This is a genomic window from Sphingobium sp. VMM (genome assembly GCF_056790315.1).
Genome location: NZ_JBXGSI010000007.1, coordinates 148,288 through 162,505, shown reverse-complemented (window position 1 = coordinate 162,505; position 14,218 = coordinate 148,288). Strand labels below are relative to the sequence as shown.

Genomic DNA, 14,218 nt, shown 5'->3' with positions numbered 1-14,218 from the left:
TCCGCCTGCCTTTCGTCATCTTTCATGTCACCGCGCGCAGATGCGCCGCGCGGAAGGGAGGGGCTTTGGCCCAACATCTTCACCTCCATGCCCGCCTGATCCTGGCGGCATTGCTGACCCTGCTGCCGGCTGCGGGCGCCCATGCGCAGGACGTTGCCTCGGAAAAGTCGGTGACGGCCCCGCGCGAGACGCTGACCGGCGACTGGGGCGGGCTGCGCACGCGGCTGAAGCAGGCGGGCGTCACCGTGCGCGCGGACTATGTCGGCGAAGCCTTTGCCGCGGTCGATGGCGGCCAGCAGCGGGGCAGCGCCTATACCCAGCAATTGCGGGCCAGCCTCGATTTCGACATGGATCGGATCGTCGGCCTGTCCGGCGGCATCGTGCATGTCACCATCAACGACCGGCGCGGCGTCGGCCTCTCCTCCGACATCGTCGGCAATCGCCTGCCGATCCAGGAGGCGGCCGGCGGCAATTATACCCGTCTGTCGGAACTCAGCTATGAGCAGAATATCGACAATGGCCGGCTCAACCTGCGCCTGGGCTATTTCGCCATGGGCAATGATCTGGGCGGGATGATCCTGGGCTGCAATTTCGTCAATGCGGCCTTCTGTGCCCATCCGCTGTCGGAATCGGGCAATAGCGGCTGGTATAATTATCCCAATGCCCGCTGGGGCGCGGCGGTGCGTTATCGCATCCGGCCGGATCTGGCGCTGCGCACCGGCGTCTATCAGGTCAATCCGCGCCTCAACGATCCCGCCAATGCCTTCCGTCCCTTTGCCGGCGGCACGACCGGCGTATTGCTGCCGCTGGAGCTGGAATATGATCCCGGCATCGCGCCGGGCAGTCATGTGCTGCCGGGCCATTACAAGATCGGCGCCTATTATGACACGTCACGCGCCGCCCGGCGCGGCGAGCAGGGCATGCTGCGGGGCCGATACGGCGTCTATGCGCTGGCCGACCAGATGATCCTGCGCGAAGGGACGGGCAATCGCGGCCTTTCCATCTTCGGCCAGTTCACCGCCAATCCGGAGGCGTCGGCCCAGATTACCCACTGGTATGCCGCCGGGCTGGTCAAGACCGGCACCTTTGCCGGCCGGGACGCCGACAGCATCTCGATCGGCATCGTCCATGCGCAGGTCAATCCACGCCTGCGCCGCGCCGAGGCCGATGCGCAGGATATTCCCGGCGGCTATGCCGCGCTGCCGGTGGGCGAGACCGCGATCGAGATGAGCTATGGCATCCAGTTGCGGCGCTGGCTCAGCATCCGGCCGGACGTCCAATATATTCTCGATCCCGGCGCCTTTTCCTACCGCCGCACCAATGACGCGCTGGCGCTGGGCGGCCAGGTCAAGATGCAGTTCTGATCCGTCCCATGGTCTCGGCCCAGCCTTCAGGCGTCTGCCCGGCAATAGCGCAGCACATTGTCGATCACCTGCGCGCGCCGCCGCTCGGCCGCCGCTTCGCTGGTCATGTCGACGCCGAAGATCGCGTGGAAACTGTGGCGGTTGGACACGAAGTAGAAGGCGAGGGCGCTGATCGTCATGTGCAAATCGACGGCGTCCAGCCCGGCGCGGAAGCTGCCATCGGCAATGCCGCGATCGATCAGCGCCTGGGTCTTGGGCAGGACGATCTCATTATGCCCTTGCGAAATCTCGCCGACATGCGGGCCGCCCCGGATATTCTCGTCCATCACCAGCCGCACCAGTTCGGGATGGTTGAAATGATAGTCGAAGGTGAGGGCGGTCAGCCGCTCCAGCGCGGCGAGCGGCGGCAGGTCGCCCAGTTCGGCCTCAAGCTCGGCCGATCTGATACCGCGATAGGCTTCGGTCAGGACCGCGCGATAGAGCCCGTCCTTGCTGCCGAAATGATAATAGATCATTCGCTTGGACGTCGCGGTCGCCGCCGCAATCTCGTCCACCCGCGCGCCAGCATAGCCTTTTTCCGCGAAATGCCGGGTAGCGATCGCGACGATGTCGCGCCGGTTGCGTTCGGTGAAATTCTGCTTGTCCACGCCTCGCTTTGCGATGCCGGGCGGCCTATTGCAATGCACAACCGGCGCGCCGGATCGCGATCCGCCGGTCTGTCGATCGAGGAGGAATGCGCTTGATCCCCGACAAGAAGACCCAGATCGTCATCGTCGGGGGCGGCGCCGCCGGCCTCGAACTCGCGCGCAAGCTCGGCGCCCGCTATGGCCGCAAGCGGCATGACATCATCCTGATCGATCGCAACCGCACCCATATCTGGAAGCCGCTGCTGCACGAGGTCGCGACCGGATCGCTCGACGCCAGCCTGGACGAGGTCGGCTATCGCAGCCACTGCCATCGCTGGGGCTATCGCTATCTCTATGGCACCTTGCAGGGCATCGATCGGGCCGCGCGGCGGGTCCATGTCGCCCCGGTGTTCGATCCCAAGGGGCGCGAGGTGGTGAGCGCCCATTCGGTGCGCTACGACTATCTGGTGCTGGCCTATGGATCGGTCACCAATGATTTCGGGACGCCGGGCGTCGCCGACAATTGCCTGTTCCTCGACAGCCGGGCCCAGGCCGACAGCTTTCGCGATCAGTTGCTCGACCATTGCCTGCGCGTGTCGCGCGCCATGTCGGCCGATCCCGCGTCGGATGCGCGGGTGCGGATCGCGATCGTCGGCGGTGGCGCCACCGGGGTCGAACTGGCCGCCGAACTCTATAATGCCGCCGATGCGCTGGGCTATTATGGGCTGGAGGTGTTCGATCGCCAGCGGCTCGACGTCACCCTGCTGGAGGCCGGGCCGCGCATCCTGCCGGCCTTGCCCGACCGACTGGCCGACGCCGCGCGCGAGGAACTGGAGGTGCTGGGTGTCAAGGTGCGCGCTGGCGTCGCCGTCACCGCCTCCACGCCTGAGGGGATGGAGACGAAGGATGGTGGCTTCGTCCCCGCCGATCTTCAGGTCTGGGCCGCCGGGGTCAAGGCGGCGGCGATCCGCGATGGCCTGGATGGGCTGGAACTGTCCCGCGCCGGCCAGGTGATCGTGCGGCCGACGCTACAGAGCCTGGCCGACGACCGCGTCTTCGCGATGGGCGATTGCGCCTCCTACACGCCACAGGGCGCCGATCGGCCGATCCCGCCGCGCGCGCAGGCCGCGCATCAGATGGCGGACACGGTGTTCGCCAATCTCGGCCGACTGATGGCCGACCGCCCGCTCAAGAGCTTCGTCTACAAGGATCATGGCTCGCTGGTGTCGCTCAGCCGCTATTCGACGGTCGGATCATTGATGGGCAAGCTGGTCGGCGGGCGCATGGCGGTGGAGGGGCGGCTGGCCCGCTTCGTCTACATGTCGCTCTATCGCATGCATCTGCTCGCCGTTCACGGCAACATACGTGGTCCCGCGCTGATCCTGGTCAGCCATATCAACCGCTTCGTGCGCCCGCGCCTCAAGCTGCATTGAGGCGCCGGGCGGCTGCGGCGGCAAGCGACAGGGGCATCGCCACAGAATTGCTGCGATCAAGTTGAGACGAGCGGCTGCCTGCGGCCTGGTCTGTCGCCTGAATGCGCCCCTAAGGGCCATTTTCGATGTCTTGGAAATGGTAGCGGAGGAGGGACTTGAACCCCCGACACGCGGATTATGATTCCGCTGCTCTAACCAGCTGAGCTACTCCGCCCCATGGGCCTCGCAGGGGGTGTTTCCCTGCGGTGAGGCGGCGCTATACGCAGGGGATGGACGGTGGTCAACGGGGCGATTGCAAAAATCTGCATTCTTTTTTGAACGCCCTGCCAGAGCCCCCGTCGCGCGCTCGTTTGCGCGCGTAGAAACGATCGGCGCGACCTATTTCCGCAATCCCGACATGGCCGAAGGAACGCTTTTTCCGCTCCGCCATTTTTGTCTTGCAATCGCAACGATGCGGCGCACTATTGTTGCAATGCACAACCGGCCGAGGGCCGAGGGAGGAACGACAACTTGCCCTTCCATGAAATGTTTGAGCCTGATGGTTCGCTGCGCCCCTGTTACGACGAAGTGCAGAAATGGGTGGAGCGGACAGGCATAGCCGGGCTCAATCGTCGCATGGATGAGGCGGAAGCGATCTTCCGGCGCATTGGCATCACCTTCGCCGTCTATGGCGAGGGCGGCGACCCGGAACGACTGATCCCCTTCGACCTGCTGCCCCGCATCTTCACCGCGAACGAATGGCGCATCCTCGACAAGGGCATCCGCCAGCGCGCCCGCGCCCTCAACGCCTTCCTGCACGACGTCTATCATCGTGGCGAGATCGTGAAGGCGGGCATCATGCCGGCCGACATCATCTATCGCAACAGCGCCTATCTGGCCGAAATGGCCGACTTCACCCCGCCGGGGAAGGTCTATAGCCATATCGTCGGCATCGATATCGTGCGCACCGGGCCGGGCAGTTTCGAGGTGCTGGAGGATAATTGCCGCACGCCTTCGGGCGTCTCCTACATGCTCGAAAATCGCGAGATCATGACACGCATGTTCCCCGAACTGTTCGCGCAGGGCATGGTCGCGCCGGTCGACGATTATCCCGCCGAACTGCTCAAGAGCCTGAAGGAAGTCGCGCCGCCTGCCTGCAAGGGCGATCCGGTGGTGGTGGTGCTGACGCCCGGCTCGCTCAACAGCGCCTATTATGAGCATAGCTTCCTTGCCGACCTGATGGGTGTGGAACTGGTCGAGCCTGCCGATCTGTTCGTCGACAATGACCGGGTCTGGATGAAGACGACGCTCGGCCCCAAGGCGGTCGATGTCATCTATCGCCGTATCGACGACGAATATATCGACCCGCTGGTCTTCCGCCCCGACAGCCTGCTGGGCGTGCCCGGCATTTTCAGCGTCTATCGCAATGGCGGCGTGACGCTGGCGTCGGCGCCCGGATCGGGCATCGCCGACGACAAGGCGGTCTATATCTATGTGCCGGAAATGATCCGCTTCTATCTGGGCGAAGAGCCGATCCTCGACAATATCCAGACCTGGCAGTGCTCCAAGCCCGACGAAATGGCCTATGTGCTGGAGCATCTGCACGAACTGGTGGCCAAGGAAGTCCATGGTTCGGGCGGCTATGGCATGCTGATCGGCCCCAAGGCGAGCAAGGCGGAGGTCGAGGCCTATGCCGAGCGGATCAAGGCCAATCCCGGCGAGTTCATCGCCCAGCCGACGCTGGACCTGTCGACCGTGCCGACGCTCGGTCCGGCCAGCGTGGTCGGCCGTCATGCCGATTTCCGTCCCTATTGCCTGGTCGGCAAGCAGTTGCGGCTGGTCCCCGGTGGCCTGACCCGCGTGGCGCTGACCGAAGGATCGCTGGTGGTCAATTCCAGCCAGGGCGGCGGGGTCAAGGATACCTGGGTGTTGCAGGACTGATGGGCGCGACCGCCTCCTTCCTTCAGATTGCCCCTGATGATGCCGGGCCGGGCGCAACGACGCCGGCCCCCACGGTGAAAAGAGCCAAGACATGCTGAGCCGGACCGCCGAAAATCTCTTCTGGATGGCGCGCTATATGGAGCGCGCCGAAGCCACCGCCCGACTGCTGTCGATGGGACAGCGCATGGCGATCCTGCCGGGCGCGCATCATCGCGACGAATGGCGGTCGGTCGTGCGCGCGACAGGCGCCGGGCATCAGTTTCCCGACGGCGTGCCGGTGACGGAAAGCGATGTCGTGTCCTTCCTGATGCTGGACGCCGACAATCCCAGCTCGATCCGCTCCTGCCTGCTCAAGGCCCGCGCCAATGCCAAGTCGGCGCGCACCATGCTGACCCAGGACATGTGGGAGGCGCTCAACGACGGCTGGCGCAAGCTCGACAGCTATGACGTGGCCGAGGCCAAGGCGCAGCTGCCGGCGTTGATCGACTGGGTGAAGACCCGTGTCATGACCTTCCGCGGCGCGGCCCATTCGGGCCAGCTGCGCAATGAAGGCCATGACTTCCTGCGCTGCGGCTCCGCGCTCGAACGGGCGCAGATGACGCTGCGCCTTCTCGATGTGAAATATTATGTGCTGTTGCCCGAGACCGAGGTGATCGGCGGCAATCGCGACCATTATCAATGGACGTCGGTGCTTTATGCGCTGTCGGGCGCGCGCGCCTATCATCATGTCTATGGCGGCACCTACACGCCCTGGCAGATTACCGATTTCCTGATGCTCAACCGGCTGTTCCCGCGCAGTGTCGCCTATTGCTGCGATCAACTCGCCTATCGGCTCAACCGGCTGGCCGGCTGGCACAATGCGCGCGGCACCTGTCATGACACGGTGAAGCAGCTGGTGAGCGAGCTGGAGGAACTGGACGCCGGCGAGATTTTCCGTCGCGGCCTGCATGAAACGGTGCAGTACAGCCTGATGATGAGCAACCGGCTCGGCGTCGAAATCGCCGAAACCTATCATTTCGGCTGAAGGGGGAGGGGAAGCGCGCCATGAAATTGCTCGTCCGTCACCAGACCGTCTATGGCTATCCCGCCTCGGCCGGCCGCGTCGCCATGCGGCTGAAGCTGGTGCCGGTCGATACGCCGGGCCAGAAGGTCCATGACTGGCAGGTCAGCATTAACGGCGAGGCGCTGACCAATTTCCGTCCCAACAGCTATGGCGAGATGGAGGCGGTGTGGGTCCGCCATGACAGCCTCAATGAGGCGGTGATCGTTGCCGAGGGGCTGGTCGAGACGCGCGAGACCCATGGTATTGGTGGCCTGCCGCAATGCCGGGTCGACGCCCGCTATTTCCTGCGCGACACGGCGCTGACCAGGGCATCCGATGCGATCCGCGCCATGGTCGCCGCTCTTCCCGAGGGCGACGGGCCGCTGGCGCAGCTCCATGCCCTGTCGGCCGCGATCAGCGATGCCGTCCAGTATCGGCCGGGCGTGACCGGCGCTGACACGACCGCGGCGCAGGCCTTTGCGCTGGGTGCTGGCGTGTGCCAGGATCATGCCCAGATATTCCTTGCCGGTGCGCGCCTGCTGGGGGTGCCGGCCCGTTATGTCTCGGGCTATCTGCTCGCGGCCGAGGGCGATCTGCTGCACGAAACCCATGGCTGGGCCGAAGCGCTGGTGCCGGGGCTGGGCTGGGTCGGCTTCGATCCGTCCAACCGCGTCTGCGTCACCGAACGCTATCTGCGCCTGGCTAGCGGCCTGGATGCCGATGAAGCTGCTCCGATACGGGGCTCCGTTACGGTCGCGGGCGATATCAGCATTGACGCCGATGTCCGGATCGCGCAGGCGGAAGACGGAGTCGAGGAACGGCAATTGCAACGCCAGCAACAGCAGAGCACGCCCACGCCCCGCTCCTAGGGTAGAGATAAGCAGGACTTCGGGGCGATGACCTATTGTGTGGCGGTACGCGTGGACCAGGGGCTGGTCATGCTGTCGGACACCCGGACCAATGCGGGCATGGACAATATTGCCCGCTTCCGGAAAAGCTTCACCTATCATGTCGAGGGTGAGCGGGCGATCACCTTGCTCTGTTCGGGCAATCTGTCGATCACCCAGGGTGTGAAGACGATGCTGTCGCGCGCGATCCGCGAGGCGGAGAGCGACCCCGAGGTCGAAACCATCCTCAATTGCGACACGATGCACCGCGCGGCGCAGCTGGTGGGCGACGCGATGCGCACCATGCAGGGCCGCTATCGTGAGAGCATCGCCATGGACGGATCGGCCGCCAGCGCCTCGATCATGATCGCGGGCCAGCGCAAGGGCGGCAAGCCGCGCCTCTATCTCATCTATTCGGCCGGCAATTTCATCGAGGCGACCGAGGACACGCCCTTCTTCCAGATCGGCGAGCATAAATATGGCAAGCCGATCCTCGGCCGCATCATCCAGCGCGAGACAAGCCTGGAGGATGCGACCAAGGCGGTGCTGGTGTCGATGGATTCGACCCTGCGCTCCAACCTGTCGGTCGGCATGCCGCTTGATCTCACCGTGATCGAGACCGACACGTTCGACTTCCGCGTCCGCACCCGGATCGAGGCGGACAATGAGGAATTCGCCATGATCTCCCAAGGCTGGTCCGCCGCCCTGCGCAAGGGGTTCGAGGATCTGCCCAACGTCCTCGATTAAGGGGAGGGGGCCTAACCCGCCACTTCCAGCAGCATGGTCGCGACCGCTTCCGGCTCGGTGATCATCAGGTCATGGCCGGTATCGATCTCGAAATTGCGATGACCGTCCAGTTGGCGGGCGCGGGCCTCCTCCGGGCTGTTCTGCAGGGCCTGGGTGCAATTGATATTGGTGCGTGGCAGGCGAAACGCCGCGTCGCCCTTTTCCAGCCGCAGCGGCTGGCCGAAGCATTTCCAAGGATGCGGCGTCAGCCGCGCCTCGGTCCAGGCGACATCGGCCGGATCGGTGATGCCGAAGAAGCCCGCCATGCCGGGGAAGGGCCACATCACCAGCTCGATCCCGTCGACGGTGCGGCCCATGGCACGGGTCGGCTCCATCTGCGCGGGCGCCACTATTTCCAGCGATTCCCCGTCCCTGGGGTGGGCGGCATCCAGATAGACCAGTTCGCGGATGCGCGCGGCCGCGCGATCGGCGACGCCGGTAATCACCATCCCGCCATAGCTGTGCCCGACCAGGATGACATCCTCCAGCCCTTCGAACGTCATCAGCGCCACCACATCCTGGATATGCGTGTCGAGATCGATGTCGGCGTTGAGCAGATGGGCGCGCTCGCCAAGGCCTGTCAGCGTCGGGCAATGGACCTCATGCCCCGCCGCGCGCAGCCGCCGGGCGACCTGCTGATAGCACCAGCCGCCATGTCCCCCGCCATGCACCAGCACGAATGTCGCCATGCTCCGTCTCTCCCATTATCTATCGATCCGTCATTTGTGATATATTGTGGATCATAAGGCAACGCGGCTTGTGCAACGCCGCGGCGATGCTGCGGCTCTGCCTTGGGCGTCCCAAAGCAAATCTCCTGCCTAACTCCTGCTTGCGCGGGGGCTGGCAGGGCCTATCTCTGGCGGCCACACGAATCGCAGCTGGAATTATCGATGACCGCCACTCACTCCACCCGCATGCTCATTCTCGGTTCCGGCCCGGCCGGCCTGTCCGCCGCCATCTATGGCGCGCGCGCGGGCCTGGCGCCGATCGTGGTGCAGGGCATGCAGCCGGGCGGCCAGCTGACCATCACCACCGACGTCGAAAATTATCCGGGCTTCAAGGATGTGATCCAGGGCCCCTGGCTAATGGAACAGATGCAGGCCCAGGCCGAACATGTCGGCGCGCAGATGATGTATGACCAGATTGTCGACGTCGACCTGTCCGAACGTCCCTTCAAGCTGAAGGGCGACAGCGGCACCCTCTATGTCGCGGATACGCTGGTCATCTGCACCGGTGCCCAGGCCAAGTGGCTGGGCGTCGAGGGCGAGGAGCATCTGCAGGGCAAGGGCGTCAGCGCCTGCGCCACCTGCGACGGCTTCTTCTATCGCGGCAAGAAGGTCGTGGTCATCGGCGGCGGCAACACCGCGGTCGAGGAAGCGCTCTACCTCACCAACCACAGCCATGACGTGACCCTGATCCATCGCCGCGATTCGCTGCGCGCGGAAAAGATCCTGCAGCAGCGCCTGCACGCCCATCCCAACATCAAGGTGCTGTGGAACAAGGCGGTCGACAAGTTCGTCGGCGGCGGCACGCCCGAAGGCCTGGTCGGCGTCGACCTGATCGACACCGTCACCGGCGAAAAGTCGCACGTGCCGACCGATGGTGGCTTCGTCGCGATTGGCCACCACCCCGCGACCGAATTGTTCGACGGCAAGCTGCCGCTCGATGAAGGCTATATTGTGGTAGAGAAGGGCACGACCCACACCGCCATTCCGGGCATCTTCGCGGCCGGCGACGTGACCGACAAGATTTACCGCCAGGCGGTGACTGCGGCCGGCATGGGCTGCATGGCCGCCCTCGACGTCGAACGCTTCCTCGCTGAAGCCGACTTCGAGCAACTGGTCGAAGCGTAAGAAAAGAAGGGCTGGGCCGGAAACGGCTCAGCCCGAACTTTTTGGGAAAGGGCGGCTTTCAGCCCAGCTTGGCGCGCAGGAAGGCGACCAGCGTGCCGAAGGTCTCGAACGTGTCGCCGTCGATATCCTCATCCTCGATCAGGATGTCGAAGCGATCTTCCATTTCGGTGAGCAGGCCGGCAACAGCCATCGAGTCCAGCTCGGGCAGGGCGCCGAACAGCGGCGTGTCGGCCTCGAACGCATCGGCGCGCTCCTGCGACAGGCTCAGCACATCGCGCAGCAGCGCCCGCACCAGGGTTTCGATATCGTCTGTCCGGTCGACCGGCTGAGTGGTTTGCGCCCGCATGATGGCGGCTATCTAATGGCTCGCCGCCTATCCGACAAGCGCGGAAATGCAGGTGCGCGCGGCGGGAATCCAGCTGGATACGCGGCGCGGATTGAACAGGTCGATCTGATGGAGCGGAATGCGCTCGTCCATCCACTCGCGCTTATAGTCATTGTCACCGGTGCCATAATCGATCGTCGCGACCCGATCCTGGTCGATGGCATGGGCGAACATCGCATGGCTCAGCAAGGTGCCGGGCGATCCTTCGTCCTGGGTGCTGTCATGGGCCAGCTTGTGGATCAGCGCCGTGCCATGTTCCACCGTCCATAATTGTGTCGCCACGGCGCGGCCTTCCAGTCGGGCAAAGCCCAGCCGCAAGGTGCCGGCATCGCTTTCCCGCTGCGCCAGGACGCGCAGGAAGTTGAGGCCAGGCTCGGGTGCCTTCCAGCTATGCGCCTGCACATCGACATAATCCTGCCACAGCGTATCGGTCAGCTTGTTGTGGATGCTGAGGTCGTAACGCTCCTGCCGGGCCTTGCGCCGCACCTGGTTGCGCAACCGGCCGGGGCGCTGCGCCCAATAGCTAGAGAAATCCCGGCCATCGACATGCAGCAGATATCGGCCGCCCATCGGCCGCTGCACCGCGAACCAGCCGGCGCGGCGAAAGGCGCCGATCAGCGAGCCGGGCAGGGCAAGGGGATAGAGGTTGATCTGGGCCTGTTCGCGCAGCAGATGGCGGGCGATATTTTCCAGCAGCCGGGCCTGTTGACGCGCGTCCGGCGCCCCCAGGAAAATCGGGCTCCAGGCGAAACTATACCAATTGGCAAGGGCAGTTAGGCGACGAGCCGAGGGCGCGAGAAGGAACAACCAGGCCTCGCAGGCGTCCTCTGTCTGTTGGAACACCCTGAGCGGGGTGTCGCCAAGGCAAAGGGGGTGCAATGTTTCAAACCAGTCCAGCCGGTCGAATAGGCTGTCGATATGGGCGCGGTCCATCCGGCCGCCGATCGCCGACCGCACTTCCGACAGCGTCCGATATTCCCTTGGGACCAGCAACCTATTATCTCCCGGCACCTTAGCTGCCCTTAGGACCTAATTCTGGACATGACGTTAAGCGACCCCCTGTTGGCTTCCAAGGCGCCAATCGACGATGCCGATGTGCAGCCGATAGACCATCTGCTGCTGCGTGGCGATCCGGAACGGCCGGCGCTCGCGGGGCGGTCGGGCGCGCAGGATTATGCCGAACTGGAACAGGCCCTTGGTCGTCTCGCCGGATGGCTGGCGGGCTTTGGCCTTGCGCCCGGCGCGCGGGTGGCCAGCTGGGTGGCCAAGGGGCCGGTTGCCGCGCTGATGCCGCTCGCCGCGCCGCGCGCGGGGCTTGTCCATGTTCCCGTCAATCCGCTGCTCAAACATGCGCAGGTCGCTCATATCCTGGCCGATAGCGGCGCGGCGCTGCTGATCGGCACGGCCAGCCGCCTGTCGACGCTTGCCTTGGATGATGTCCCGGCCGGCTGTCATCTCCATCGCGAGGATGATGCGGCGGCGGGGATGAGCGGCGGGGCGGCGCTGCCGCCGTCCGATGCCGCGCCCGATGCTCTGGCCGCCATCCTCTATACCAGCGGATCGACCGGCCGGCCCAAGGGGGTGATGCTCAGCCACGCCAATCTCTGGCTCGGTGCGGTGTCGGTGGCCCATTATCTGGGGCTGGCGCCGGAGGACCGGACGCTGTGCGTGCTGCCTTTCAGCTTCGACTATGGCCAGAACCAGCTACTTTCCACCTGGTATGCGGGCGGCTGCGCCTATCCTCTCGATTATCTGACCCCGCGCGACGTGGTTAAGGCGGTCGATCGCTGGGACATCACCACCCTGGCCGGGGTGCCGCCGCTCTGGGTGCAACTCACCGAACTGGACTGGCCGACGGAGATCGCGGCCAAGCTCCGGCGCCTGACCAATAGCGGCGGGGCATTGACCCGGCCGCTGGTCGCGCGGCTGCGTGCGCTGTTCCCGCAGGCCGATCTCTATCCCATGTATGGCCTGACCGAAGCCTTCCGCTCCACCTATTTGTCGCCTGCTCTGGTCGACAGTCGCCCCGATTCAATGGGGTCGGCCATTCCTTTTGCCGAGATATTGGTGGTCCGTCCCGATGGCTCGCTGGCCGAGGATGACGAGCCGGGCGAACTGGTCCATGCCGGGCCGCTGGTGGCGCAGGGCTATTGGCAGGATGCGGCGCGCACCGCCGAGCGCTTCAAGCCCGCTCCGGCCGCTTCGTGCCATGGCGGTACCGCCGTATGGTCCGGCGATACCGTCCGCCGCGACGCGGATGGCCTGCTCTATTTTGTCGGCCGCGACGATGCGATGATCAAGTCGGCCGGCAATCGCATCAGCCCCACCGAGATCGAGGAGGCGGCGGTCGCCGTTCCCGGCGTGGCGGAGGCTGTCGCTGTTGGCGTCAAGGATGAGCGGCTGGGACAGGCGGTGCTGCTGCTGTTGCGCGCCGCCGATCCCGATATATCCGCGGCCGTTGCCGCCCATCTCAAGACCGAACTGCCCAATTTCATGCAGCCGCGCGAGACGCTAGTGCTTGCACAGTTCCCGCGTAACCCCAATGGCAAGATCGATCGAGTCGCGCTGGCCAAGGAGTATGCGTCATGAAGCCCATGGGCCCCATTCCCGCCTGGTTCGCCGAGGAAGAAGGCATGCTGCTGATCGGCGGCTGCGGTGCGGCGAGTCTGGTCGACGAAGCGGGCGACACGCCGCTTTTCGTCTATGACATGGGGATCATCGAGGCGCAGGTCCGCCGCTTCCGCGAGGCGATCCCCAAGCGGATCGATCTGCATTATGCGATAAAGGCCAATCCCTATGCGCCGCTGCTCTCGCGCATGGCGGGGTTGGTCGACGGGTTCGACATCGCATCGGGCGGTGAACTGGCGATGGCGCTGGAGGCCAGCATGGACCCGGCGCGGATCAGCTTTGCCGGACCGGGCAAGCGCAATGACGAACTGGAAGCCGCCATCCATGCCGGCATCACCATCAACCTGGAGTCCGAGGGGGAGGGCGCGCGCGCGCTGACCGTGGCGGAGCGCCTGGGGAAGGTGCCGCGCCTCGCCGTGCGGGTGAACCCGGATTTCGACCTCAAAGGGTCCGGCATGCGCATGGGCGGCGGCGCTAAGCCCTTCGGCGTCGATGCCGAACGCGCGGCCGCGCTGGCGCGCGCGATGATCGATGCCGGCGCGGACTGGCGCGGCTGGCATATCTTCGCCGGGAGCCAGGCGCTTGATCCGATGGCGATCATCGAGACCCAGGCGGCGACCATCGACCTTGCCGCGCGCCTGTCCGATGCCGTCGGCGCTGCGCCGCCGCTCGTCAATCTGGGCGGCGGTTTCGGCATTCCCTATTTTCCCGGTGATGAGCGGCTGGACATTCGGCCGATCGGCGTCGCGCTCGACACCGCGCTCAACGCGCTGCCCGATATCCTGACCGACAGCGCATTCGCGATCGAGCTGGGCCGCTGGCTGGTGGGGGAGGCTGGCATCTATCTGACCCGTGTGGTCGACGTGAAGCAGAGCCAGGGCGAAACCTTTGTCGTCGTGGATGGCGGCCTGCATCATCAACTGGCCGCCAGCGGCAATTTCGGCACGGTCGTGCGGCGCAACTATCCGATCGCGGTGGCCAACCGCTTCGGGCGCGAGCCGACTACCCAGCCGGTCAATGTCGTGGGTTGCCTTTGCACGCCGATCGACCGGCTGGGCGAAAAGGTCGCGCTGCCGCCAGTCGATGTCGGCGATTTCATCGCGATCTTCCTTGCCGGTGCCTATGGCGCGTCGGCAAGTCCCGCGGCCTTTCTTGGCCACCCAAGTCCTCGTGAACTATTACTTGGCTAATCCATGTCCGACAGCAGGCCTAACCCTATCTTTACCCTTTTCCGGCATGATGAGGATGAAGCCATGGGCCTGCACGCGATCATTTTTCCCGGTCGCGCGTCGGC

General features: G+C 65.0%; 13 protein-coding genes and 1 tRNA gene. 9 read left to right on the top strand and 5 right to left on the bottom strand.

The window, feature by feature from the left end; translation table 11 throughout:
• Positions 1 to 65: 65 nt before the first annotated feature.
• Positions 66 to 1,364: a carbohydrate porin gene (locus tag ACUCV3_RS11125; protein WP_279731427.1), complete on the top strand. Its 1,299-nt coding sequence runs from the start codon at positions 66 to 68 to the stop codon at positions 1,362 to 1,364.
• Positions 1,365 to 1,390: 26 nt separating this feature from the next.
• Here the strand turns inward: ACUCV3_RS11125 and ACUCV3_RS11120 are convergent, their stop codons facing one another.
• A complete protein-coding gene (locus ACUCV3_RS11120; protein WP_279731429.1) occupies positions 1,391 to 2,011 on the bottom strand; it encodes a TetR/AcrR family transcriptional regulator in 621 nt (206 codons plus the stop codon).
• Positions 2,012 to 2,097: 86 nt separating this feature from the next.
• Between ACUCV3_RS11120 and ACUCV3_RS11115 the strand changes: the two genes are divergently transcribed.
• Positions 2,098 to 3,423: an NAD(P)/FAD-dependent oxidoreductase gene (locus ACUCV3_RS11115; RefSeq protein WP_278393997.1), complete on the top strand. Its 1,326-nt coding sequence runs from the start codon at positions 2,098 to 2,100 to the stop codon at positions 3,421 to 3,423.
• Between the two features lie 137 nt (positions 3,424 to 3,560).
• Here ACUCV3_RS11115 and ACUCV3_RS11110 read toward each other — a convergent pair.
• A tRNA-Met gene (locus tag ACUCV3_RS11110) sits at positions 3,561 to 3,637 on the bottom strand.
• A gap of 296 nt (positions 3,638 to 3,933) precedes the next feature.
• On the opposite strand from ACUCV3_RS11110, the gene ACUCV3_RS11105 reads away from it, so the two are divergent.
• From ACUCV3_RS11105 to ACUCV3_RS11090, 4 genes are all read left to right on the top strand, one after another.
• Positions 3,934 to 5,343, top strand: coding sequence for a circularly permuted type 2 ATP-grasp protein (locus tag ACUCV3_RS11105; RefSeq protein ID WP_004212139.1), 1,410 nt, complete (start codon positions 3,934 to 3,936; stop codon positions 5,341 to 5,343).
• A 91-nt stretch (positions 5,344 to 5,434) separates the two neighbouring features.
• Positions 5,435 to 6,367 (top strand): alpha-E domain-containing protein, encoded by a 933-nt coding sequence (locus tag ACUCV3_RS11100; protein WP_004212140.1) that lies wholly within the window; start codon positions 5,435 to 5,437, stop codon positions 6,365 to 6,367.
• A gap of 20 nt (positions 6,368 to 6,387) precedes the next feature.
• Entirely contained in the window at positions 6,388 to 7,254 is an 867-nt protein-coding gene (locus ACUCV3_RS11095) for a transglutaminase family protein (protein WP_010339931.1), read from the top strand.
• Positions 7,255 to 7,281: 27 nt separating this feature from the next.
• Positions 7,282 to 8,019, top strand: a complete 738-nt coding sequence (locus ACUCV3_RS11090) for a proteasome-type protease (RefSeq protein ID WP_482240627.1) — start codon at positions 7,282 to 7,284, stop codon at positions 8,017 to 8,019.
• 11 nt (positions 8,020 to 8,030) lie between these two features.
• Here ACUCV3_RS11090 and ACUCV3_RS11085 read toward each other — a convergent pair whose 3' ends face one another.
• The gene (locus ACUCV3_RS11085) at positions 8,031 to 8,747 is read right to left on the bottom strand and encodes an alpha/beta fold hydrolase (RefSeq protein WP_279731482.1); all 717 of its coding nucleotides are present in this window, start codon (positions 8,745 to 8,747) and stop codon (positions 8,031 to 8,033) included.
• 201 nt (positions 8,748 to 8,948) lie between these two features.
• On the opposite strand from ACUCV3_RS11085, the gene trxB reads away from it, so the two are divergent.
• On the top strand, positions 8,949 to 9,911 hold the full coding sequence (gene trxB, locus ACUCV3_RS11080; RefSeq protein WP_279731484.1) for a thioredoxin-disulfide reductase: 963 nt from the start codon (positions 8,949 to 8,951) through the stop codon (positions 9,909 to 9,911).
• Between the two features lie 58 nt (positions 9,912 to 9,969).
• Here trxB and ACUCV3_RS11075 read toward each other — a convergent pair whose 3' ends face one another.
• Positions 9,970 to 10,257 (bottom strand): acyl carrier protein, encoded by a 288-nt coding sequence (locus ACUCV3_RS11075; protein WP_125987143.1) that lies wholly within the window; start codon positions 10,255 to 10,257, stop codon positions 9,970 to 9,972.
• Between the two features lie 27 nt (positions 10,258 to 10,284).
• Positions 10,285 to 11,289, bottom strand: a complete 1,005-nt coding sequence (locus tag ACUCV3_RS11070; protein WP_482240626.1) for a GNAT family N-acetyltransferase — start codon at positions 11,287 to 11,289, stop codon at positions 10,285 to 10,287.
• 48 nt (positions 11,290 to 11,337) lie between these two features.
• On the opposite strand from ACUCV3_RS11070, the gene ACUCV3_RS11065 reads away from it, so the two are divergent.
• A complete protein-coding gene (locus tag ACUCV3_RS11065; RefSeq protein WP_279731490.1) occupies positions 11,338 to 12,885 on the top strand; it encodes an acyl-CoA ligase (AMP-forming), exosortase A system-associated in 1,548 nt (515 codons plus the stop codon).
• Complete coding sequence (locus ACUCV3_RS11060; protein ID WP_279731492.1) at positions 12,882 to 14,114, top strand: pyridoxal-dependent decarboxylase, exosortase A system-associated; 1,233 nt, start codon at positions 12,882 to 12,884, stop codon at positions 14,112 to 14,114. The genes ACUCV3_RS11065 and ACUCV3_RS11060 overlap by 4 nt, the downstream gene beginning before the upstream one ends.
• The last annotated feature ends 104 nt before the right edge of the window (positions 14,115 to 14,218 follow it).